Origin of the sequence: Saliniradius amylolyticus, assembly GCF_003143555.1 — a bacterium.
In the GTDB taxonomy this organism is placed as follows: domain Bacteria; phylum Pseudomonadota; class Gammaproteobacteria; order Enterobacterales; family Alteromonadaceae; genus Saliniradius; species Saliniradius amylolyticus.
In genome coordinates this window covers 1,470,713-1,492,491 of record NZ_CP029347.1, presented here as the reverse complement: position 1 = coordinate 1,492,491, position 21,779 = coordinate 1,470,713, and the positions used below count along the sequence as shown (strand labels likewise).

The following is a 21,779-nucleotide window of genomic DNA, read 5'->3' as shown; positions in this document are numbered from 1 at the left end:
TAGTAGTTAAGATATCCCCGAAAGGTGTTGCTTTTTATCGGAAGTGTTTGCCAAGCGCTAGGATAGAACTTTTGCTTTAAGGGTATTATTTAGGATAAAACTTGGCGTATTTAACAAAATCCATACACCGGATACACATTCGACGAACATTGGCCGTTTCCCAGTGAATAAACCGGATGTCACCTGGGTCCGTATTGGTTAAGCTGATACCGAAAATAACGTCAAAGGAGTTTGTTGTGAGGTCAGTCAGGTTGTATTCGTTATCATTATTGATCTCGATATTGGTAGCTTTGGGGCCGTATTCTGCCCACGGCAAGTCTGGCGATAATCCGTTGCAGCGGGACTTACCGTATATCGTGGAGCTGAAGACATCGACGTTTTCACCGCTAAGCCATGAAAAGGCGGCGAGCCAGGATAATCAACACCTTAAGCGACAGCAGCTGGCGTTTATCCAATCGGCCGGTTTGCATCTGGGTCAATCTGTTAAAGCGCTATACCACTACCGCCATGCCCTGAACGGAGTGGTATTAGATATCAGCCCGTCTCAGGCCCAGGCTCTGAAAGACCACCCGGAGATCGCACACATTGAGCGCTCTCGCATTGAGCCTTTGATGACCGATTCAGGCCCGGACTGGATAGGTGCCGACCAGGTCTGGAGTGGCACAGACTCTCAAATGCCCTATCAGGGAGAAGGTACCATTATCGGCATTCTTGATACCGGCGTGAATACGGATCATCCTTCCTTCGCCACCGAGAGCGGTGACGGTTACGTCCATCAGAACCCCAAAAGCGGTTATCTGGGCGACTGTCTGGACAATCCCAACCTGTGTAATGACAAGTTGATCGGTGTATACAGTTACGACGATATCACCGGTGAATACGCCAACTTATCTCCCGGCACTCCTGAAAATGGTGAGGATCATAATGGCCACGGTTCCCATGTCGCCGCCATTGCCGCCGGTAACGTCCAGCGAGACGTGCCGATTTATGACGCCGCCGGCGATCCAAATCCCGACATGACCTTTGCCCGGATCTCCGGGGTAGCGCCGAGAGCCAACATTATCAGCTATCAAGTCTGCCAGGCGGGTGACCCCGGCGATAGCATTAACTTCGATGGTTGCCCTACTCATTTGGTGATTAAGGCTGTGGATCAGGCTATTGCCGATGGTGTGGATGTGATCAACCATTCTATTGGTGCGGCCACACAGTCTCCCTGGTCTGGCAGTAAAGGCAAAGCGTTTTTAAAAGCGCAAAATGCCGGAATTGTGGTGGTGCACTCAGCCGGTAATGAGGGGCCTGCTTCACAAACCGCCAGTTCGGATGCTTCGGCGCCTTGGGTTATTTCAGTGGCCGCCTTTACCCATGATCGCGCTGTGGCCGATAAGACCATTGGTAGCTTTTCCGGTGGGCTGGTCGCTCCCCCCACACTTACCGGACGTGCTCTTACCGAAGGCATTACCGCAGCGGTTGTGTATGCGGGAGACTTTAACAACCCGAACTCCAGTGACGACCCGGCCCAGTGTCTGGAGCCTTTCCCTAGCGATACCTTTAATGGCGAAATTGTTGTCTGTGATCGTGGACAAATCGCTCGCGTGGACAAGGCCAAAAACGTTAAAGCTGGTGGTGCCGGAGGCTTTGTGCTGGCAAATGTCAGCGACAATAATTTGGTTGCCGATGCTCACGTGCTCCCCGCCATCCATATAAATCGTGCCGATGGCGATGCATTAAAAAACTGGCTTGCCAGCGGCAGCGACCATCAGGCCACCATTTCGGCGGCAGAGTTCGTCAGCGAGCCTGCGTTGGCCAACCAAGCCGCCGATTTCAGTTCACGCGGGCCTAATAATCTGTTGCCCGATGTACTGGCTCCGACTCTGGCCGCACCTGGTGTCAACATCTGGTCGGCTTATGCCGATAACCAGCCGAGCGGATTTAAGGATGACCCCGACCCCAGTGACTATGCCTTTATTGACGGCACCTCTATGGCCGCCCCTCACGTGGCAGGAGCAGCGGCCTTGCTGGCTGGCCTGCATCCGCAATGGTCGCCAGCTCAAATTCAATCGGCATTAGTATTAACCGCCGATGATAATACTGTAAGAGAAGATGGCACCACCCCCTCAACTCCTTTTGATATGGGCGCTGGAATGGTGAATCTGGCGGCCGCTGCCAATGTCGGGTTGGTTTTGAATATCACCGATGAGGAATTTGAACTTGCCGATCCGGCGCGGGGCGGTGATCCCAAAGCACTCAACCTTGCCAGCTTAACCGACAGTGATTGTGTCACCCAATGCCAATGGCAGCGTACCTTGACGGCCACGAGCGATCAGAGTTGGGCCGTCACCACACAAAGCGCCGATTCTGATTTGAGCCTGAGTGTGGATCAGGCAAATTTCGCACTCAGTGCCGACGAGAGCCAAACTCTCACCGTTAATGCTGATATCGGTAGCGGTCAGGCCAATCATTGGTATTTTGGCAAGGTCATCCTCAGCAGTGCGGAGCAAACGCTGGTGATGCCAGTGAGCGTTAAGAAAAGCACCGGCAATCTTCCTCAGTCTGTTTCTTTTATCAGTCACAGAGACACGGACACTCGCATTCTGACTGATCTGAAAACCGCAGCCGCCGACTCATTGACCTTTACCTCATACGGTCTGGTGTTCCCTCAGTCGATCCAGGGGGATATCAGTCAGGACAGTAATAACAGCTCCGCCTTCGACCAACTTGACGATGGTGTTGACCAGCGCCTAGTCAGCCTTGGTGATGACGCCCAACGGCTGGTGGCAGTAATCACCGAAAGTAGCGCACCGGATCTTGACCTTTTCGTGGGTCGGGATGATAACGGTGATGGCTTAGCTCAGGAATCAGAGTTGCTGGCTTCCAGCACTTCTGCCGATGCTTCAGAGCGAGTCGATCTGCTTCAGCCTGAACCGGGAGACTATTGGATTCTGGTACAAAACTGGCAGTCGTCAGACGCCAACCAGGATAGCTTCAACCTCGATTACGCCATCGTCGGTGAGAGCAGCGACGCGAGCCTGAACGTCTCAGCTTCAAAGAACCAGTTTGCCCGTTTAGAACCCTGGTCGTTGAGGCTAAATTGGCAGCTTAATGACGCCACTCAAGGGGACGCTTTCTATGGCCTTGTTCAACTTGGTTCGTCGCCAGACTCTCCGAATGATATGGGGGCTATCGCTGTGGATATAGTTCGCGGCGAAAATGATGTCTCTCTGACCGCCGAGGCAGACAGAGTCCGGCCGGGAGCAACGGTGAATGCCGCAGCACGCATTTTGCCTAACCGTACCAACGAGACCCGAGCTTATCAGATACAGCTAACACTGCCTTCGGCGTTCTCGGCAAACAGCGCTGACAGCGGCAGCATCGATGGTCAGCAGATACAATGGCAGACGGAGCGGCCTGCCAACAGCATGGCTCAGCAATTTCCCTTCACCATAACCGTGCTAAACGACGCCCCGGCCGGCCCAATCGAGCTACTGTTAGAGTCTCAGCTAACCACACCAGCCTCCTCCCACGAACAGCTTGAGGTGGAGCTCCCCGTGCAGGTGGAGGGCGCTCCACAGGTCGCCATCAGCGGTAATACCAGCGTGAGCAGCGGTGCAAGCGTCAGTCTCACGGCCGAGGTTACCGAACCGAACGATGATCCGGTGGATATTCAATGGCAGCAGTCTGGAGGGCCATCAGTGGCTCTGTCTGGATCAAACTCAGCGCGGTTAAGCTTCACCGCCCCCGATGTCAGCAGCCGTGTCAGTATATCACTGCAAGTCAGTGTGAGTGATGACAGAGGTAACCAGACGACTGAAATGGTGACAGTAACCGTAGCTCCGGCTCAAAGCAGTGGCGGCGGAGACGGCGGAGGCGGCAGTCTTGCATGGCTGTGTGTGCTGCTGATTTCCGCGCTCTTCATTAAGAGCAGTCCGACAATCAGGGCTGTGTGAGATTCAGGCAGCAACAAAAAAGCCCGGTTTGGCTAACCGGGCTTTTTTTAGACCTTGTTCGGCGCTTACAGCGACACGCCTAAACGTTTGGAAACCTCTTCGTAGGCCTCTATAACTCCTCCAAGCCCCTGGCGGAAGCGATCCTTATCCAGCTTGTCGCGAGTCGCTTTGTCCCATAAGCGGCATCCGTCCGGGGTGATCTCATCACCCAGAGTAATCTCGCCGTTAAACAAACCAAACTCGAGTTTGTAATCCACCAGAATCAGCCCAGCGTCATCAAACAGCTGCTTAAGCACATCATTAACCTTGAAGGTCAGCGCTTTCATCTGTTCGATCTGCGCTTCGGTGGCCCAGCCAAATGAACGAATGTGATACTCATTGATCATGGGATCATGCAACGCGTCGTTCTTGAGGAAGAACTCGAATGTTGGCGGTGTCAGGTCAGTACCTTCTTCCACGCCCAGACGACGACACAATGAACCGGCCGCAACGTTTCTTACCACACACTCGATGGGAAACATGTCTAGCTTCTTCACCAGGGACTCGGTGTCCGACAGTAACTGTTCTACCTGAGTCGGAATACCGGCCTGTTCCAACTTGGACATAATGAAATGATTAAACTTATTATTAATCATCCCTTTGCGATCCAGCTGTTCGATTTTTTCACCATCGAAGGCGGAGGTGTCGTTGCGGAACTCCAGCACCAGCCTGTCAGTATCCTCTGTGGTATATACTGTTTTGGCTTTGCCTCGATAAAGTTCTTGCCGTTTTTCCATCGAATTGGTCTCTTTCGGTATTAAAGGTCTAAGTCATCTTGGGCCATAACGTCGGCAAAGGCCGGATAAATGGCGTCAAGAGTCTGTTTATCCAGTGGTTCACTGGCGTCGTTCATCAGGGTAATCATCACACTATCCTGATCCTGGTTCAGCTTAAATCGGTAAGCCTGCTTTTGCAGAGGCATTCGCTGTTCATCACCACCAAACAGGCTATCCCACCAGCCGTCATCGCCACCGTTATAATCGGTGAACAGCAAGCCCACTGACTTATCCAGGTCTTTGACGACAAAACCCAGCTTGCGCAGTACTAACTGCATCCGGGTCCAGGCAATATCATAGTCTGCCTTTATCACAAACGCTGGCTCACCTTGCTGGTTCTGGCCTTGTTCTAATGACAGTCCCTGCTGGGCCTGACGGAATTGCTTAATCTGCGCAATCTGACGCTGCTGCGCGAAGCTGTGTAAAACTCTGTTGAGTTCTTCCACTTCCAAACGCTGTTGCGAGGCGGCCGCCAGCTTATCCTGACCTTGTCCATCAACTTGATAGTCATTCAGTGACAAGCTCAACTCGCCCGAGCGACCATGAGGCTTCATATCCAACTGAAACTCAAGCTTAGCTCGCTGCAATGCTTGTTCCTGCTCTTCACTAAAGTCGAACAAACTGACGTCATCACCTTCAATGGTTTGATCTAACATCATCCACTCTGTTAACAGGCGGCCTTGGTCGCGGTCAAACTCAGCCACCTGAATGCGATTCTCTTCCAGGTAGTGGATCACTGCGTTCCAGATGCTCTGAGACAGTGTGGTATCGTCGTCCACCTGTTCGAAGTAAACCCGGGCGCTACTGTCTCCTTCTACCACTCTTGAGCCTGTGACTAATGGCATTACCAGCGCCGGAGAGTCGACTCTTAGTGCCTTACCAACAGGTTTACCCTGTGTCTCCACATGAGATGGCAATGCATACTGGTTGTCCATTTTAGGTGCGACTAAATCTGGAGGGGTTTGAAGCGTGCCAGAGCCTTGCTGCTGCTCGACATACTGAAAGTTTCCGTTGGCGGTGCGACGTTCTTCCACTGAAGAACAGCCGCTAACCACAGCGGCAACGGCCAGCACTAAGGCTGAATGACGGATCATGAATACTCCTTAAATAAGTCCGGACTGCTGCATGGCCTTTTCGAGTCGTTCCTGGCTGTTTAGTTCCGGCTCAACCAACGGCAACCTAAGCGTTGCCGACGCAATACGTTGCATCTTAAACAAAGCCCACTTGGGCATCACTGGATTGGGCTCGATAAACAGCAGCTCATGTAAATCGGCGATGGATTCGTTCAATTGCTCAGCTTCAGCCAGTTTGCCCTGGCCACACAACTGACAAAGACGCGCCATTTCGGCGGGAACGATATTCGCGGTCACTGAGATCACCCCGTGACCACCTTGTTTTAAAAACTCGTAGGCGGTGGGATCTTCGCCGCTCAGCAGCACAAAGTCCTCTGGAACCTTTGGCTTAAGCGATGCCAGCCGGGACAGGTCTCCGGTCGCATCCTTCAGGCCAACAATATTCGGATGTTGAGCCAACTCTTCCACAACCCAGTCGGCCATGTCAGCTACCGTCCGGCCTGGTACATTATACAATATGGTCGGTAAGTCCGTTGCTTCAGCGACGGCCTGAAAATGAGCTAGAATGCCACTTTGCTGCGGCTTATTATAGTAAGGCACCACGGTCAGTTGGCCATCGACACCCACTTCCGCCGCTCTTTGGCTGAGCTCGACCGCTTCAGCCGTGGCGTTTGCGCCTGTGCCCGCGATGATCGGAATCCGCCCCTTGGCGAACTCAACCGTTCTTTTGATCACTTCAATATGCTCATCGGTGGGTAGTGTGGCGGATTCGCCGGTGGTTCCGACTGCCACAATGCCCTGAGTACCATTATCAATATGGAATTCGACGAGTTCTTCTAATGCGTTGTAATCGACATTGCCACTGGTGTCCATTGGAGTCACCAGCGCAACAATACTACCTTCGAACATGTTGCCCCCGTTATTTGAGCGCCTAATGGTAATAACCAAGCCTTATAAAAACAAGCGAGTCGTAGCGAAAAAACGCATTTGTGGTAAACTTGCGCGCCCTCGATGTCAAACAGACCTCAATGCCCTATGAAGCAACAGTTAATCGTGACCATTTTGGGTACCGACAGCCTGGGAATTCTCAGTACGTTGGCTGCGGAAGTGGGAGCCTGTCAGTGCAATATTCTGGACAGTCGTCAGGCCATCTACGGCCAGGATTTCTCACTGACGATGATTCTGGAAGGCAGTCAGTCGGCCATCACCAAGGCAGAATTAGTATTGCCTCAGGTCTGCCAGCGCCATGATCTATTGTCCATGATGAAACGTACTTCGCAGCATTGTAAACAAAGCCTGGTGCGCTTGGCAGATGTGGAGTTTGATGGTCGTGATGCGGTGGGCGTACTGGAGGAAATTACCCGGTTCTTTGCTGACTTTGCCATCACCATTACCGCTTTTCGCCAACAGACGGACAAAGAGCCATCCAGCAACACCGCCCAAATGCACTGTACCATGGTGGTCAGTATGCCTAAGGACACGGATATCGAAGCGGTCAACCAGGCTTTCACTAATAAGCTCAAAGATTTACAGTTAACCGGAACACTCACTGAAAAACATTGAGGAACCTATGAAAACACTTGAAGCGGGCCAAGCCGCCCCGAGTTTTACTCTCCCCAATCAAGATGGCGCAGACGTTAGCCTGAATGACTTCAAAGGCAAGAAGGTACTGGTGTACTTTTACCCTAAAGCCATGACCCCTGGTTGCACCGTTCAGGCACAGAACCTGCGTGACAGTAAAAAGGATCTGGACAAGCATAATGTCGAAGTACTGGGGATCAGTATCGATCCGGTCAAACGACTCCCTAAGTTTATTGAGAAGGAAAACCTCAACTTTACCCTGCTCTCTGACGAAGACCATCAGGTAGCCGAGCAGTTTGGTGTCTGGGGTTTAAAGAAGTTTATGGGCAAGGAATACGATGGCCTGCATCGGATCAGCTTCCTGATCGACGAACAAGGCAACATTGAGAAGGTATTCAACAAGTTTAAGACCAAAGACCACCATGAAGTGGTCCTCAATTACCTTAACAGCGACAGTTAACCGTCACCATGGACCTGCGACTACTGAGTCGCAGGTACTTCCGACTCAGACCAGGCATTGAACACCGCCTTCACCAGGGTCGCCAGAGGGATAGCGAAAAACACCCCCCAAAAACCCCACAGCCCGCCGAAAAACAATACCGCAATGATGATGTAAACCGGATGCAGGCTGACCGCCTCGGAAAACAGTAAAGGCACCAGTAAATTCCCATCCAGAGCCTGAATAATACCATACGCTACCATCAGGTAGCCGAATTCAGGCGACAAGCCCCATTGAAAGAGCCCTACGACCGCTACCGGCAGGGTCACCATCGCCGCACCGATATAAGGAATTAACACCGAAAAGCCCACTAATACCCCCAATAACAAGGCATATCTCAGTTCCATAAGGCTAAAGGTTATCGCCGATACAGCACCGACAATTAAGATCTCCACTACCTTGCCGCGTATATAATTGACGATTTGCAGGTTCATTTCCCTCCCTACCTGATTCACCAGGCGCCGCTCTTTGGGCACAACGCGCGACAGGTTCCCCATTAGCTCCCGTTTATCTTTAAGCATAAAAAGCACCATCAGGGGGACCAGAATCAGATAAACCAGAAGCGCCACCAAATCCACCAGAGAACTGACCGAAGCGCTGAGAATATCTTCACCCAAACCAACCACCTTAGCGTTCGCATCCGTCAACAATCGTTCAATATCCATCGGTGCCACGAATCCGGGGTAACGTTCCGGCAGCGTCAGTAACCAGTCCTGAGTGTGGGCCCAAATTTCAGGCAGTTCGGTAAGTAGGTTCATACTTTGTCGCCAAATTACCGGCACCAATCCAACTGCGGCCAGAATAATCAGCGTTAAAAAAACTAAGATGACCAGACTCGTGGCCCAGGTCCGGCCCAACCCTATCCGCTCCAGCCGGGCCACAGGCCACTCCAGTAAGTAAGCCACTACGATGGCAATTAGCATCGGTGCCATCATATCGCCCCAGAAAATCAGCAGCCCGAAGGCTACGACTAAGATCAGTAGCAGTGCCGCCGCATCCGGATCGGAAAATTTACGCTTGTACCAGCCGTTAAACATATCAAGCATGGTGAGAGTCCCAGTAAAAGCTTAATTCAATATCATGTTCGTTGATTCTGTGGCCTTGCCATTGGCAGCCACGGAGTGTCAGCCAATGTTTGGCATCCGCCGCACTATCCACTTTCATCCGAACCCGGCAGTGCTCGTCGGTTATATTACGAAGGGCGCGCTTAAGCTCCAACAGGGATTGTGGGCAACGCCACTCCGTTAAGTCGATATGATGTACAGTATCTGTCATACAAGGCCGCTATTTCTCTGACGTCGAGATGGCGTGTTCCAATGTGCACTATTCTAAGAACAAGCGCACTGGTATAACAGTCTTTTTTCAATGAGCCGACTGCGCTATTCTGCCTACAAGGCTTTCGCCCATGGGCTCAAATCCAAGTGCTCACAGAAACGTAGGAACTTCCAGAGTAATTTCATCTCCAACCCTGTCGAAGTAAAGGGTTAAACCAAGGATTCTAGTATTACCATGCAGCGCTTTGTCAGTTTTATTTCGGCCGCCATATTAAGTTTCGGTCTCGCCGCTCAGCAGCTAAATCTAAATGATCGCAACACTCTGCCGGAGATCGGTGTTGTGGCCGCCAATGCCATCAGCATCGATAAAGAGCGCTTAGTGGGAGACGCGATCATGCGCCAGATGCGCGGTCAGGCTCCGGTGGTCGGAGATCCGCTACTGAATGAATACATTCAGGACTTGGGAAATCGACTGGTAGCGCAAGCAGATAACACCAAGTTCCCGTTCAATTTCTTTTTAGTCAATAACCCGGAGATCAACGCATTCGCCTTTTATGGTGGTTATATCGGCGTTCACACGGGGCTTATCTATCAGGCAAGCACCGAGAGCGAGCTAGCGTCTGTGCTAGCGCACGAAGTGGCTCACGTTACTCAGCGTCATATCGCCCGGCGCATGGAGTCAGCTCAACGTTCGGGACCACTGCAAATTGCCTCTATGTTGGGTGGAATACTGCTGGCCATGGCCGATCCCGAAGCGGGTATGGCGGCCATCTCCGCGAGCTCTGCTGCAGGCCAGCAAGCCAGTATTAACTACACCAGAGATAACGAAAAAGAAGCTGACCGTATCGGTCTGAGGATCCTGTATCAGGCAGGTTTTGACCCGACGGCCGCGGCCAGCTTTTTCGACAGGCTGGTGGAAAAATATCGCCATAAATCGAAGCCCCCAGCGTTTTTACTGACCCACCCGCTGCCAGAGAGTCGTGTCGCCGACGCCAGGGCCCGGGCCGGCGCCTACAACTCTCAGGAGCGGGGCTCCAGCCTCGCCTTTTTCCTCGCTAAAGCCCGTATCCAGGCGCTTTATATGTTCGATGCCGATAAGAACCAGAGTTATTTCCGCCGGCAATTGGATCAGGCGCATCCGGGCTTGCAGTTGGCAGCCCGGTACGGCTTAGCATTGAGCTTAATGCGTGCAGAACAGCCAAAGCAGGCTCAAGCCCAGTTAACGCCGCTTATGGATGCGCATCCAGATAATCTGTTTTTCCTTGATGCCATGACCGACATCCTATTGGATCAGCAAAACTACGATCAGGCAATGAAAATGCTGGCACCACACCTGGCTAATAAGCCCCGTAATCAGGTGTTGGCACTGAATTACGCTAATGCCGCCATAAATGCAGGTCAGTATAAAGATGCCATTCGGCTGCTGAAAGATTACCTGATGATCAACGAAGACCATATGCTGTCCTATCAACTGTTGGTTGAAGCCTATGGTCAGAGTGATCAGGCCCTTGAACGCCATCAAAGTCAGGCAGAAATATACGCGCTGGTAGCCGCCTACCCGCGCGCCATTGATGAGTTACAAAGCGCCTATAACTACACCGGCGACAGCCACCTTGCCAAACAGCGTATCCGGGCACGAATCGAGCAGTTCCGGGAAGCGAAAAACCGCCTAGAGCGCCTCTAGTTTTTTTAGAGTCCGAGTCAGAGATTCGGCGCTTTGTTCACCCAGCAACTGCTTAACCACTTCACCCTGTGGATTAATGATGTATGTGGTTGGCAGGCTAATGGGCCACTCCATCGGTAATTTGGGGTGGGGAGTGGTCAGGATAACAGGAAAGCGAATCTGGTATTTTTTAACCATCTCCTGCAAGGGGCCGGGCGGGATACCGTCAAAGTTGACCCCAAACAAGTGCACCGGCTTACCAGTCATTTGTTGTGAAAACCGGTTAAGCTCGGGAAATTCTTTCAAACAGGGAGCGCACCACTCGGCAAAGAAGTTCACTACAACCCACTGCCCCTCCAGCTCTCGCCACTGGTAACTCTCACCCTTAAGTGTCTTAAAGTCCGGGGCAAACTGGTTAAAACTGAATACACCGGCTACGATGGCCAGAATCGCTACCACCGGTATTATGACTTTTTGACGCAAAGCTCTGTCCTCATTGCTCGGTCTTGTTAGAATAACCGCAAGATTAACTAAAAACGGCAATGGAAACTATGAGTCAGGTACAAATCCTTCATAATCCGAGATGTTCAAAGAGCCGACAAACTCTGCAACTACTAAAAGACAAAGGCGTCGAGCCAGAGATTGTCGAATATCTGAAAACCCCTCTAGACCGGCAGGCTCTGGCGACGCTTCAGCAACAGCTCGGACTGGACGATGCACGCCAAATGATGCGCACTAAGGAAGCAGAATACAAGGCTCATAACCTAGGCGACACCAGCCTGACGAACGAGCAGTTATTGGCCGCGATCGCCGATACACCGAAGCTACTAGAGCGCCCCATAGTGATTAATCAGGATAAGGCGCGTATTGGCCGACCACCAGAAAACGTTCTGGATGTTTTGTAAAGCGAGTCTCAAATGAACCAAGCTTATGCTTTGGTGCTCTATTACAGCACCCATGGCGCTACGCGTAACCTGGCCGACAAGTTAGCTCAGGGCATTGAACAAGGTGGCCTGGAGGCCAGAGTGCGCACTGTGTCAGCGGTTCGCACTTTGGACCAGCCCGGGCAACAAACCCAGCCAGACACTGGAGCGCCCTATGTAACCCGTGAGGATCTGGTTAACTGCTCGGCACTGGCCATGGGCAGCCCGGTCCGCTTTGGCAATATGGCAGCGGCCCTAAAATACTTCTGGGACTCCACGTCTAATGAATGGTTGGCCGGGGAACTGGTGGGCAAACCAGCCTGCGTATTCACTTCAGGCGCCAGTTTACATGGTGGTCAGGAGTCCACCTTGCTAACCATGTTATTGCCATTACTTCATCACGGCATGTTGGTGCTCGGTACACCTTTTACCGAACCCGAACTCAACCGCACCCAGCAAGGCGGTACCCCCTATGGCCCCAGCCATGTGGCCGGTATCGACAATAACGTTCGACTGAGCGATAGCGAACAGCGCCTGGCACTGGCTCAAGGCCAGCGTTTGGCAAACATCGCCAAAACTCTTATCTAGGAAATTTTATGGCTCCCCATACCCGATTTTTGCGCTTTTTGGCCTTGATCAGCTACTCCGCCCTGCTGATTTGGGTGGTGTTATGGCATTTTGTACTCGCCCCCAGTGAGATGTATTCGCCGCTGTTTCTGGTGCTGATGTGGGTTCTGCCGGGTCTGTTGCCGTTGAAGGGCATCATTCAGGGCAAGCCCTATACCCATGCATGGGCGAACTTTATTCTGATGATTTACATTCTGCATGGCTTCACTTCCGTGTACGCGGTGAGCGAGCAATGGCATTATGCCACGGTAGAAATCCTGCTTAGTCTATCGGCGTTTATCGGCTGCACCTATTACGCCCGGTATCGGGGTCGGGAGTTAGGAATCGGACTGAAAAAACGAAAAAGCTAAAGGTTCAGCGCTTTTTTTACAAAGGGGATGGTGAGCCGGTGTTGAGCTTTAAGGCTTAACGCATCCAGGCGGTCTAATAGCCCCACCAGTACCGTCATATCACGCTGACAGTGGTTCATCAGAAAGCGGGCCACTTCCTGGGGCATAGTCATCCCTCGCCGGTGGGCCCGTACCTGTAAGGCATTAATGCGCTGCTCATCATCCAGCGGCTGGATATGATAGCTGACGCCCCAGCTCAACCTGGATTGTAAATCCGGCAATTCCAGTGGCAACTGCTTCGGACCCGAGTCGGCGGCAACCAACAACCGACACTGCTGCTCTCGTGCACGGTTGATAAAATCAAATACAGCCTGCTGCCACTCCAGGTGTCCACCTATGCATTGAATGTCGTCCAGACACACGAGGTCCATCTGCTCTAACCCCTGTAGCATGGCCGGGGCCAGATCTGCCATTTGGTTGAAGCTAATATAGGTGCAGGTCAGGTTGGCATCGGCCGCCTGATTACAGGCACTGAACAGCAGGTGGCTCTTCCCCGCCCCCGTTTGACCGCTCAAATAGGTCAGAAAAGGCTTCGGCTGAGCCGCGGTAACCCAGGCAGTCAAATGGGCCAATACATGCGCATTGCTACCTGGAATGAAACTGTCGTAGACCTCATCATCAGGCAACTGAACGGGTAAGAAAAGTTGCTCAGTCATTGTTGACCCAAATAAAGCGGTTATCGGTCACCGGCTGACCGAAGTTGTCCCGTTGGCGTTGAATTTTTGGCTCCAGAGATAACGATTGCAGCAAATCCTGCTCACTGCCGAGCAGACCGACTTCATAGGACGCCTGAGCGCCCTGAATGTGTTTAAGACTAACGTTGGACACAACAGCCAGACTCGACAGCACTCGTGAGATACCTACAAAACTGTCCAGGCTGGTCACATTGTCAAAGGTCATCAGCAGTGACTCGCTTTGGCCGTTAACCTGACCGGTGGCGTACTGTTCGGCCAATTGATTGGCCAAGGCGTTCACCAGCCTCCGGGCCAATGCATCAGGGTTTGATGCCAGCAGGTAGCCTTGAAAGAATTGCTCTTCCAGCACCATATCCCAGTCGGCTCGCCATTGCTCTGACTCACTGTTCTCAGCGTCACTCACTTCAGGATACATACGAGCACTGAAAACCACCTGAGGCTGATAGCGTTCGCTACTTTGCTGAATATGCTCTATAAATCGCCCCCACACATCCAGCGCACTGACTCTGTTCACATCGGTCAGATCCATCAGCGGTAAACGCAGCACAATGCCCCTTCGACGAGCCTGCTCTTTAAACTCTCTGACTAAACCGGCGTGATGGTACTCCGAAACCAAACCTCTTTCGCCATCAACCGGGTCCAGAGCCAGCCATAGCAGACTCTCCGGCCTGCGCTGCCCCCAGATGGGAAAACCGGCCCCCCGGATCAGTTGATTCACCTTAGCCTGGTCAAACCTGGCTAAGTAGAACAATTGTTGCTGTTGTTGCTCAAAGCGATACTGACTCAGAAGCTCATCGGCATTTCGGAGCTGACGACGGGTATCAGGATGACTCAGGATATCTTCCTTGCCACGGACTTTGACTAACACCTGTGCCAAGGCTTCCCCCATGGCTTTGCTCTGCGCAGAAGCAGACTGGTTATCAATGGCAACGCGGCCTTGATAGAGATCGCTTACCACCGCTCCATAGGTAGGACCACTCAGCACCATCAGCAGAATCACAGCCAGTCGCAGCATGTTAGACGCTCACAATATTCCTGTTCGATGAGGCTATTGTCATGGAATTGCTGAAAAATTTCATCCTTTGTTTTATCGGGTTACCCATTATCAACCTTTGCTGGTAGAATTCGCCCAGTTTTCAATTGCACCAGAGAGTTGAGGTGAGCCGTGAGTAAGTCCCAGTCGTTAAGCTATAAGGATGCCGGGGTCGATATTGATGCTGGTAACCAATTGGTGGAGCGCATCAAAACTGTTACAAAGAAGACCCAGCGCCCCGAAGTCAAAGGTGGCCTTGGCGGTTTTGGCGCCCTGTGTGCCTTGCCTGAAAAATACCGTCAGCCTTTGCTGGTCTCTGGTACCGATGGTGTTGGTACCAAGCTGCGTCTGGCCATGGACCATGGACAGCATCAGGGAGTAGGTATTGATCTGGTCGCCATGTGCGTCAACGATTTAATCGTTCAGGGTGCCGAGCCACTGTTTTTCCTGGACTATTATGCCACCGGTAAGCTTAATGTAGACACCGCTGCCGACGTGGTCACCGGTATTGGTGAAGGTTGTCAGCAGTCCGGTTGCGCTCTGATTGGCGGCGAAACGGCTGAGATGCCCGGCATGTATCATGGTGATGATTATGATATCGCCGGTTTCTGCGTTGGCGTGGTTGAGGCTGATGAAGTTATCGATGGCAGTAAAGTCGCACCAGGCGATAAGCTGATCGCACTTGGTAGCTCAGGTCCGCATTCCAACGGTTACTCACTGATCCGCAAAATTCTTGAAGTGTCTGGTGAAGATCCCAAGCAGGACTTTAATGGCAAAGCCATCATTGACCATCTTTTAGCGCCTACCCGCATCTATGTAAAATCGACTCTGAAACTGATTGAGACATTACCAGTGCATGCCATCTCTCATATTACCGGTGGCGGCTTCTGGGAAAACATCCCCAGAGTACTTCCGGATAATGCCAAAGCGGTTATCGACGGCAGCTCCTGGGAGTGGCCAGCGATTTTTAATTGGTTACAGCAAAAAGGCAATGTCACCACCCATGAAATGTACCGTACCTTTAACTGTGGTGTGGGACTGATCGCAGCAGTGCCAGCTGAGCAGGCCGAACAAGCTGTGGCTTTGCTCAACGAACAAGGCGAGAACGCCTGGATTATCGGCAGCATTGAACAGGCCGATGGTGAACAACAGGTTGAGATTCGTTGATAATGAAGTCCATTGTTGTACTGATTTCTGGCAGCGGCACCAACCTGCAAGCCATCTTAGACGCCTGTGAACGCGGTGATATCAATGGTCGGGTGAGTGCCGTTATCTCAAATAAGGCTGATGCCTATGGCCTCAAACGAGCCGAATTGTCAGGCGTAAAAGCCGTGGTTTTGAGTCATAAGAGCTATGCATCCCGCGAAGACTATGATCGGGCTTTGCAACAGGAAATCGATCAGCACCAACCGGATCTGGTGGTACTGGCGGGCTTTATGCGTATCCTCAGTGACGAATTTGTGCAGCATTACACTGGGCGAATGCTGAATATTCATCCGTCCCTACTGCCTAAGTACAAAGGACTCAATACACACCAACGGGCCCTGGATGCGGGTGATACCGAACACGGGGTGACCGTACATTTTGTAACCCCGGAACTGGATGGCGGCCCCACCGTAATACAGTCCAAGGTGCCGGTCTTCAGCGGTGACACCGCCGAAGAGCTGAGCGAGCGGGTGCGTCACCAAGAGTTGAGCCTGTACCCATTAGTGGTAAAGTGGTTCTGTGAGGATCGGCTGGAGTTAGACGGTGATACAGTACTTCTCGACAGACAACCTCTGCCTACTCAGGGTTATGCGAACGATTAAAGCCTTACTGGCAGTAACCAGCCTAATGGTCGGTACTGCCTTGGCCCAGGCTGATACTCGACCTTCTTTCCAGTTACAGCCTTATCACGCCCAGTATGTGGCTTCCCGCTCTGGTATGGAGCTGGGTGAAGCAAATCAGCGCCTCACTGCGCTGGGTCGCCATCAATACGAATTATTTTACCGGTCTCACGCCCAACTGCTGTTTTTATCCGATACCCGTACCGAACGCAGCTTATTCCGCTACCGACCAGAGAGCGGGCGGATTATCCCCTACAAATACTACTATGAGCGCGAAGGCACGGGTGACGATGAGAAGCTAAGTCTGGAATTTTTCCCAGAAAAACAACGAGTTGAATCTAGCAAAGGGAATACGATTTCCTGGCAACCAGAGGACTTACTCGACAACCAGCTTTATCAGCTCAAGGTCCGTCAGGGACTGGCTGAGGGGAAAACTGACTTTCGTTTTGACAGCATCGATGAGGACGGTCAGACCGAGAGCCAGCACTTTCGGGTGGTTACCCGGGAAGATCTTCAACTTCCCTACGGAAAACTGCCAACCATAAAGCTAGAGAAGGTACGCGAAAGCAGTCGTCGTCAGACCTTTATCTGGTTTGCGCCCCAACTTAACTACACGATGGTGCGTCTGCGTCAGTTTAAAGACGGCGACGAACAGGCCGACATCAGACTGACTCAATATGAAACCGGCGCATCGTCGGTGCAACAATAAACTGACACTCACTCCCACTCTATTTGACCTCACCGACTAAATTATCTGCTTGATTTTTTGATCCATTGAGCCTAATTTGCCATACTGTATCTGGTCGGACCTCTTATCTTACGGAGTAATTATGCACAGTTTATTATGGCTTCTCGTCATTGTGGTAGCACTGGGTGCTGCCGCATACTGGCGCTTAAAGCTAAGCGCCACTACCTTATTAATCGCAGCAATTCTGGCTGCCGGCACCCTGATAGGTGGCGTCAACCAGTGGGGCTGGATCGCCTTTGCCATTCTGGCTCTGCCCTTTAACCTTAAGGCTATTCGTAAAAACTACCTATCGGCTCCCATGCTCGCCATGTATCGCAAGATCATGCCCAGTATGTCGCGAACCGAGCAGGAAGCCATTGATGCCGGCACCGTCTGGTGGGATGGCGAGCTTTTTAGCGGTAAACCGAATTGGTCAAGTCTGCACAACCAGCCCAAGGCCCGACTGACCGAGGAAGAACAAGCCTTTCTGGATGGTCCATGTGAGGAAGCTTGCCGCATGGCCGACGAGTGGGAAATTAACCACGAGCGTGCCGATTTGCCTCCGGAGCTATGGCAATTCTTAAAGGACAATAAGTTCTTCGCCATGATCATCAAAAAAGAATTTGGTGGCTTGGAGTTTTCTGCTTACGCCCAGTCCCGGGTACTACAGAAGTTGGCTGGTTCTGGCGCTGTTTTGGCGTCCACGGTCGGTGTCCCCAACTCTTTGGGTCCCGGTGAGCTGCTACAGCACTATGGTACCGAAGAGCAAAAAGATCATTACTTGCCCCGACTGGCTGACGGCCGTGAAATCCCCTGTTTTGCACTGACCAGCCCAGAAGCAGGTTCCGATGCGGGTGCTATTCCGGACACCGGTGTAGTCTGTAAAGGGGAGTTTAACGGGGAAGAGGTTCTGGGCATGCGCCTGAATTTCTCCAAACGTTACATCACTCTGGCGCCGGTTGCCACAGTGGTCGGCCTGGCATTCAAGCTCTATGATCCCGACGGTCTGCTGGGCGACCAGGAAGATCTTGGCATCACCTGTGCCCTGCTTCCCAGCGAGACCAAAGGGCTGGAAATTGGTCGTCGCCATTTCCCACTTAACGTACCGTTCCAGAATGGTCCGATTAAAGGTGAAGACGTCTTTGTACCGCTGGATTACATCATTGGTGGTAAGAAAATGGCTGGTCAGGGCTGGCGCATGCTGATGGAATGCCTGTCGGTCGGCCGTTGCATCACTCTGCCGTCCAACTCTGCCGGTGGTGTTAAGTCCGTTGCTCTTGCGACAGGGGCCTATTCGCGCATCCGCCGGCAATTCAAGCTGCCCATCGGTAAAATGGAAGGTGTTGAAGAGATGCTCGGGCGTATTGGCGCCAATGCCTATATGATGGATGCAGTGACCAGCATGACCACCAAGGCACTGGATATGGGTGAAAAGCCCTCCGTGATCTCTGCCATCTGTAAGTATCACCTTACCGAGCGTATGCGCCAGTCCGTTATTGACTCTATGGATGTGCACGGCGGTAAAGGCATCATCCTGGGCCCGAACAACTACATTGGCCGAGCCTATCAAGGTGCGCCTATTGCCATTACTGTCGAGGGTGCCAACATTCTCACCCGTAATATGATGATTTACGGTCAGGGCGCCATGCGCTGCCACCCTTTTGTATTGCGGGAGCTTTACGCGGCGCAAAGCGACGATGCCAATGAGGCATTAAGCGAATTTGATAAGGCCGTCTTTGGTCATATTGGTTTTGCCATCAGTAACTTCTTCAGGGCCAAATGGTTTGGTTTCACCGGCGGACACTTTATCGGTACCCCCTATAACGATGAAACCAAAGCCTATTATCAGGGCCTGGAGCGTTATTCAACAGTACTGGCCATGTTATCCGACGTTGCCATGGGCGTTCTGGGTGGCGAACTAAAACGTAAAGAGCGAGTCTCAGCGCGACTTGGCGATATTCTCTCTTACCTCTATCTGGGCAGTGCGGTCTTAAAACGGTATCAGGATGAGGGCCGCATTAAAGAGGACCTACCTATGGTTCATTGGTCCATGCAGGACTTGCTGTACCGTACAGAAACCGCTGTCATGGACCTGCTGGATAACTTCCCGGCCAAAGGTTTGGGTAAAGTACTGAAGCTCGCTGTGATGCCTTTCGGCCCGCGCTATAAAAAGCCCTCAGATAAGTTGGATCATGCTATCGCCAAGATCCTTCAGACCCCGTGCGAAGCTCGTAATCGCCTGGGCGAAGGTCAGTATCTGACGCGGGAAGAAGGCAATCCGTTCGGACAGCTAGAGCAGGCGCTGGACGATATTCTTGCCGCCGAGCCTCTGTATGACAAGGTATGCAAAGCCGCAGACAAACCCCTGCCTTTCTTCTATCTCGACCAGGTGGCAGATAAGGGTCTGGAGCTGGGCGTTCTGAGCGAACAGGAAGCTGAGCTGTTGCGTCGTGCAGAACAAGAGAGATTAACGGTTATCAACGTGGATGACTTTGATACCGAAGATCTTGTCGCAGGCCGTCAGCGAACGGATACATCCAAAGAAAAAGCAGCCTGACAGGCTCAGTAACTGAAATATCAAAAGCCCCGTTTAGCGGGGCTTTTTTTGTAACAGAGGAGATGCGAATACACGAGCGCAGAGTCTTGGGAATATAATGCGGTTCCTCTCGGTTCTCAGAAGCGCGAGGATTAACAACTCTTCAGAGAAAGCACGTGAGTAAAATACAGACACAAAAAAACCACCCTCAAGGTGGTTTCTTGTAGTGGCGGAGCGGACGGGACTCGAACCCGCGACCTCCGGCGTGACAGGCCGGCATTCTAACCAGCTGAACTACCGCTCCGTTATGACTATTTTCTGACTGGCGGAGCGGACGGGACTCGAACCCGCGACCTCCGGCGTGACAGGCCGGCATTCTAACCAGCTGAACTACCGCTCCGGACAGAAAATTATAACAGTGTGGCGGAGCGGACGGGACTCGAACCCGCGACCTCCGGCGTGACAGGCCGGCATTCTAACCAGCTGAACTACCGCTCCACATATTCTGTTATATATCAAAACGTTAAGTAAGAACTCGTTTAAGCTCTTGCTCAACTGGGCGCAGATGATACGGCGTCCCCCTGATACAGTCAACCGGTTTTTCAAAGTAAACCTGTATTTTTGCCCTTTTCAATTCCGTTTGGCCTAATAATAAGCAAAATGGCTAAATAACTATCAGTGACACCGGCCCGCTAGTCCTCATCAGGCATGGACAAATCCAGCAGACCATCATCCTTGCCTTTGGTAGTCTTTGGGCTGGACTGGGTTTCCGTATCCAGTAACTCCTCGTGTTCGGGGTCTGTCTTACTGCGCGGACGCTGAAAGTACCAAATCATCCCACCGCCGGTCAGCACAATCAGAACATTGGCCGCGATAATGATGATCAGCAGCATTTGACCGGACATGCCCTGCTCGGCTTGCTCCTCCGGCGCTGGCGCGAAACTCTGAGGCATGGCCATGCCATCCAGATTGCCGGCAATATTGCTAGCCTCTTGCGCTTCACTGAGCGACGCTTCACCGCTGGTGCCAGCTTCCGCCTGGTTATCATCTTGCGGTTGCTCAGCCATGGCCTGTTGCTGCTTGACCGCTTGTTCTTCAGCGAGGAAACTAAACTCAGGCACGTCCATAATAAAATCACGCCCCGAGGTGGTATTGCCAAAAGCGGTCACCTTTGCGCGAAACATACCGTATTCGTAATTAAAAATTTCGAATTCCCGGGGCCCGGGACCTGTCTCGGTTAACGAGAAGTTTTGGACGTCACCGTTGGGGTAACGTACTTTACCGTCGATCAACACCGACTCCATATCAATCTTGGGGTGTGTAGCGTCGATAAATAAATGATGGCGTCCGTCCCCCTTATCCAGTTCCACCGACAGTTCGAAAGGGTTGGGTAACAGGTGAACGGGCTCGCCTCTGTGTTCTCGGTTGAACAGCTCAGATTTCACCCGATAAACCGGTGTCCATTTTCCGGAATTGATGCGCAGATTAAACTGTCCGGTAAATAATCCATCCGCTGGCCTCTCATCCATGCCACGTCCATCATCTTTAAAGGTGGCAAGGGTGACGGTACCGGCGCCGAAGTTATCGTATTCAGCGTCATTGGTACTGACCAGCTCGACCTCAAGCTCCACCACATCACGAAAGCCAACTTCGTCGATAGGCTCGCCATCATTACTGAGTGTCGCGATCACCTTTAACACTTCGCCTTTGAACAGAGTCTCGGGGAACGGCTCAACTTCCAGCTTGAGATCACTAATCACCATAATTCGGCTATTGGGCTTGATCGCCCCTATGGCTTGCCAGGGCCCGGGCATGGGCTCTTTAATGCGGATCAGGTCATAGTTCACGTCATCGAACCAACGAATCTTATCGGCACCCGGCTCACCGGCCATTTCCACATCTTCATCGCTGGCGAAGATCTTAGAACCATCGGGCCTGACCAACACCACCGGCGCACTGCCATACTCACGGAAAAACACCATGGTGACTTCATCGACCTTATAATCGATACGAAACCGGTTATTCAGCAGTTCAATGCTATTGAGGTACTCATTTCCCAACATGGTAATAGGATTAGCCTTGTCGGATTCAGACTGCTCCTCCTCTCCCTGTTGCGCCCATACCGTCAAACTCAATAACACGCCTGCTAAGGCCCATAAATGTTTTGTCATAAC

Annotated in this window: 20 protein-coding genes and 3 tRNA genes; 11 read left to right on the top strand and 12 right to left on the bottom strand. The window is 52.0% G+C overall.

From position 1 onward, the window contains the following. The first annotated feature begins 236 nt into the window (after positions 1-236). Positions 237-3,944, top strand: coding sequence for a S8 family serine peptidase (locus tag HMF8227_RS15240; RefSeq protein WP_162558530.1), 3,708 nt, complete (start codon positions 237-239; stop codon positions 3,942-3,944). A gap of 65 nt (positions 3,945-4,009) precedes the next feature. Here HMF8227_RS15240 and purC read toward each other — a convergent pair whose 3' ends face one another. Genes purC through dapA form a run of 3 tightly spaced genes read right to left on the bottom strand, consistent with a single transcriptional unit; the run spans position 4,010 to position 6,741 of the window. Then, positions 4,010-4,720 carry a phosphoribosylaminoimidazolesuccinocarboxamide synthase gene (gene purC / locus HMF8227_RS06965; RefSeq protein ID WP_109339487.1) on the bottom strand — a complete coding sequence of 237 codons (711 nt, stop codon included), beginning with the start codon at positions 4,718-4,720 and terminating at the stop codon, positions 4,010-4,012. A 20-nt stretch (positions 4,721-4,740) separates the two neighbouring features. Beyond that, complete coding sequence (bamC, locus tag HMF8227_RS06960; protein WP_109339486.1) at positions 4,741-5,853, bottom strand: outer membrane protein assembly factor BamC; 1,113 nt, start codon at positions 5,851-5,853, stop codon at positions 4,741-4,743. A 9-nt stretch (positions 5,854-5,862) separates the two neighbouring features. Next, a complete protein-coding gene (gene dapA, locus HMF8227_RS06955) occupies positions 5,863-6,741 on the bottom strand; it encodes a 4-hydroxy-tetrahydrodipicolinate synthase (RefSeq protein WP_109339485.1) in 879 nt (292 codons plus the stop codon). A 126-nt stretch (positions 6,742-6,867) separates the two neighbouring features. Here dapA and HMF8227_RS06950 point away from each other — a divergent pair, with 126 nt between their 5' ends. Further along, entirely contained in the window at positions 6,868-7,395 is a 528-nt protein-coding gene (locus HMF8227_RS06950) for a glycine cleavage system transcriptional repressor (RefSeq protein WP_109339484.1), read from the top strand. Positions 7,396-7,402: 7 nt separating this feature from the next. Further along, positions 7,403-7,873, top strand: a complete 471-nt coding sequence (bcp, locus tag HMF8227_RS06945; protein ID WP_109339483.1) for a thioredoxin-dependent thiol peroxidase — start codon at positions 7,403-7,405, stop codon at positions 7,871-7,873. A 20-nt stretch (positions 7,874-7,893) separates the two neighbouring features. Here the strand turns inward: bcp and HMF8227_RS06940 are convergent, their stop codons facing one another. Both HMF8227_RS06940 and HMF8227_RS06935 read right to left on the bottom strand, forming a co-directional pair. Then, positions 7,894-8,958 (bottom strand): AI-2E family transporter, encoded by a 1,065-nt coding sequence (locus HMF8227_RS06940; protein ID WP_109339482.1) that lies wholly within the window; start codon positions 8,956-8,958, stop codon positions 7,894-7,896. Further along, positions 8,951-9,187, bottom strand: coding sequence for a sulfurtransferase TusA family protein (locus HMF8227_RS06935; protein WP_109339481.1), 237 nt, complete (start codon positions 9,185-9,187; stop codon positions 8,951-8,953). Before HMF8227_RS06935 ends, HMF8227_RS06940 begins: the two co-directional genes overlap by 8 nt. Before the next feature lie 234 nt (positions 9,188-9,421). On the opposite strand from HMF8227_RS06935, the gene bepA reads away from it, so the two are divergent. Next, entirely contained in the window at positions 9,422-10,870 is a 1,449-nt protein-coding gene (gene bepA / locus HMF8227_RS06930; RefSeq protein WP_109339480.1) for a beta-barrel assembly-enhancing protease, read from the top strand. On the opposite strand, the gene HMF8227_RS06925 is transcribed toward bepA, so the two are convergent. After that, a complete protein-coding gene (locus tag HMF8227_RS06925; RefSeq protein WP_239421228.1) occupies positions 10,856-11,332 on the bottom strand; it encodes a TlpA family protein disulfide reductase in 477 nt (158 codons plus the stop codon). The two genes, bepA and HMF8227_RS06925, sit on opposite strands and share 15 nt — an antisense overlap. 68 nt (positions 11,333-11,400) lie before the next feature. Here HMF8227_RS06925 and arsC point away from each other — a divergent pair, with 68 nt between their 5' ends. Genes arsC through HMF8227_RS06910 form a run of 3 tightly spaced genes read left to right on the top strand, consistent with a single transcriptional unit; the run spans position 11,401 to position 12,749 of the window. Beyond that, a complete protein-coding gene (gene arsC / locus HMF8227_RS06920; RefSeq protein WP_109339479.1) occupies positions 11,401-11,754 on the top strand; it encodes an arsenate reductase (glutaredoxin) in 354 nt (117 codons plus the stop codon). Between the two features lie 12 nt (positions 11,755-11,766). After that, on the top strand, positions 11,767-12,360 hold the full coding sequence (wrbA, locus tag HMF8227_RS06915) for an NAD(P)H:quinone oxidoreductase (protein ID WP_109339478.1): 594 nt from the start codon (positions 11,767-11,769) through the stop codon (positions 12,358-12,360). Between the two features lie 8 nt (positions 12,361-12,368). Next, entirely contained in the window at positions 12,369-12,749 is a 381-nt protein-coding gene (locus HMF8227_RS06910; protein WP_109339477.1) for a DUF2069 domain-containing protein, read from the top strand. Here the strand turns inward: HMF8227_RS06910 and hda are convergent. Together hda and HMF8227_RS06900 are read right to left on the bottom strand one after the other, a co-directional pair. Further along, a complete protein-coding gene (gene hda, locus HMF8227_RS06905; RefSeq protein WP_109339476.1) occupies positions 12,746-13,444 on the bottom strand; it encodes a DnaA regulatory inactivator Hda in 699 nt (232 codons plus the stop codon). The genes HMF8227_RS06910 and hda overlap by 4 nt on opposite strands. After that, entirely contained in the window at positions 13,437-14,498 is a 1,062-nt protein-coding gene (locus tag HMF8227_RS06900) for a DUF2066 domain-containing protein (RefSeq protein ID WP_109339475.1), read from the bottom strand. Before HMF8227_RS06900 ends, hda begins: the two co-directional genes overlap by 8 nt. A 150-nt stretch (positions 14,499-14,648) precedes the next feature. Between HMF8227_RS06900 and purM the strand changes: the two genes are divergently transcribed. The 4 genes from purM to fadE all read left to right on the top strand — a co-directional run bounded on the left by purM (position 14,649) and on the right by fadE (position 19,626). Further along, complete coding sequence (gene purM / locus HMF8227_RS06895; RefSeq protein WP_109339474.1) at positions 14,649-15,683, top strand: phosphoribosylformylglycinamidine cyclo-ligase; 1,035 nt, start codon at positions 14,649-14,651, stop codon at positions 15,681-15,683. Positions 15,684-15,685: 2 nt separating this feature from the next. Next, positions 15,686-16,324, top strand: a complete 639-nt coding sequence (gene purN, locus HMF8227_RS06890; RefSeq protein ID WP_109339473.1) for a phosphoribosylglycinamide formyltransferase — start codon at positions 15,686-15,688, stop codon at positions 16,322-16,324. Continuing rightward, on the top strand, positions 16,311-17,051 hold the full coding sequence (locus HMF8227_RS06885; RefSeq protein WP_109339472.1) for a DUF3108 domain-containing protein: 741 nt from the start codon (positions 16,311-16,313) through the stop codon (positions 17,049-17,051). Before purN ends, HMF8227_RS06885 begins: the two co-directional genes overlap by 14 nt. Before the next feature lie 121 nt (positions 17,052-17,172). Further along, positions 17,173-19,626 carry an acyl-CoA dehydrogenase FadE gene (fadE, locus tag HMF8227_RS06880; RefSeq protein WP_109339471.1) on the top strand — a complete coding sequence of 818 codons (2,454 nt, stop codon included), beginning with the start codon at positions 17,173-17,175 and terminating at the stop codon, positions 19,624-19,626. Positions 19,627-19,832: 206 nt separating this feature from the next. Here fadE and HMF8227_RS06875 read toward each other — a convergent pair. The 4 genes from HMF8227_RS06875 to HMF8227_RS06860 all read right to left on the bottom strand — a co-directional run bounded on the left by HMF8227_RS06875 (position 19,833) and on the right by HMF8227_RS06860 (position 21,776). After that, positions 19,833-19,909, bottom strand: a tRNA-Asp gene (locus HMF8227_RS06875). Between the two features lie 19 nt (positions 19,910-19,928). Beyond that, a tRNA-Asp gene (locus HMF8227_RS06870) sits at positions 19,929-20,005 on the bottom strand. A gap of 21 nt (positions 20,006-20,026) precedes the next feature. Then, positions 20,027-20,103, bottom strand: a tRNA-Asp gene (locus HMF8227_RS06865). 194 nt (positions 20,104-20,297) lie between these two features. Continuing rightward, positions 20,298-21,776, bottom strand: a complete 1,479-nt coding sequence (locus HMF8227_RS06860; protein ID WP_109339470.1) for a TIGR03503 family protein — start codon at positions 21,774-21,776, stop codon at positions 20,298-20,300. Positions 21,777-21,779: the final 3 nt, after the last annotated feature.

What these genes read in the sequence shown, in the direction of transcription:
- wrbA (WP_109339478.1), top strand. Translation starts at nt 11,767, where the DNA reads ATGAACCAAGCTTATGCTTTGGTGCTCTATTACAGCACCCATGGCGCT.
- HMF8227_RS06900 (WP_109339475.1), bottom strand. Translation starts at nt 14,498, where the DNA reads ATGCTGCGACTGGCTGTGATTCTGCTGATGGTGCTGAGTGGTCCTACC.
- HMF8227_RS06950 (WP_109339484.1), top strand. Translation starts at nt 6,868, where the DNA reads ATGAAGCAACAGTTAATCGTGACCATTTTGGGTACCGACAGCCTGGGA.
- HMF8227_RS06885 (WP_109339472.1), top strand. Translation starts at nt 16,311, where the DNA reads ATGCGAACGATTAAAGCCTTACTGGCAGTAACCAGCCTAATGGTCGGT.
- bamC (WP_109339486.1), bottom strand. Translation starts at nt 5,853, where the DNA reads ATGATCCGTCATTCAGCCTTAGTGCTGGCCGTTGCCGCTGTGGTTAGC.
- arsC (WP_109339479.1), top strand. Translation starts at nt 11,401, where the DNA reads ATGAGTCAGGTACAAATCCTTCATAATCCGAGATGTTCAAAGAGCCGA.
- HMF8227_RS06935 (WP_109339481.1), bottom strand. Translation starts at nt 9,187, where the DNA reads ATGACAGATACTGTACATCATATCGACTTAACGGAGTGGCGTTGCCCA.
- HMF8227_RS06910 (WP_109339477.1), top strand. Translation starts at nt 12,369, where the DNA reads ATGGCTCCCCATACCCGATTTTTGCGCTTTTTGGCCTTGATCAGCTAC.
- HMF8227_RS06940 (WP_109339482.1), bottom strand. Translation starts at nt 8,958, where the DNA reads ATGCTTGATATGTTTAACGGCTGGTACAAGCGTAAATTTTCCGATCCG.
- bcp (WP_109339483.1), top strand. Translation starts at nt 7,403, where the DNA reads ATGAAAACACTTGAAGCGGGCCAAGCCGCCCCGAGTTTTACTCTCCCC.
- bepA (WP_109339480.1), top strand. Translation starts at nt 9,422, where the DNA reads ATGCAGCGCTTTGTCAGTTTTATTTCGGCCGCCATATTAAGTTTCGGT.
- HMF8227_RS06860 (WP_109339470.1), bottom strand. Translation starts at nt 21,776, where the DNA reads ATGACAAAACATTTATGGGCCTTAGCAGGCGTGTTATTGAGTTTGACG.
- hda (WP_109339476.1), bottom strand. Translation starts at nt 13,444, where the DNA reads ATGACTGAGCAACTTTTCTTACCCGTTCAGTTGCCTGATGATGAGGTC.
- purN (WP_109339473.1), top strand. Translation starts at nt 15,686, where the DNA reads ATGAAGTCCATTGTTGTACTGATTTCTGGCAGCGGCACCAACCTGCAA.
- fadE (WP_109339471.1), top strand. Translation starts at nt 17,173, where the DNA reads ATGCACAGTTTATTATGGCTTCTCGTCATTGTGGTAGCACTGGGTGCT.
- purC (WP_109339487.1), bottom strand. Translation starts at nt 4,720, where the DNA reads ATGGAAAAACGGCAAGAACTTTATCGAGGCAAAGCCAAAACAGTATAT.
- dapA (WP_109339485.1), bottom strand. Translation starts at nt 6,741, where the DNA reads ATGTTCGAAGGTAGTATTGTTGCGCTGGTGACTCCAATGGACACCAGT.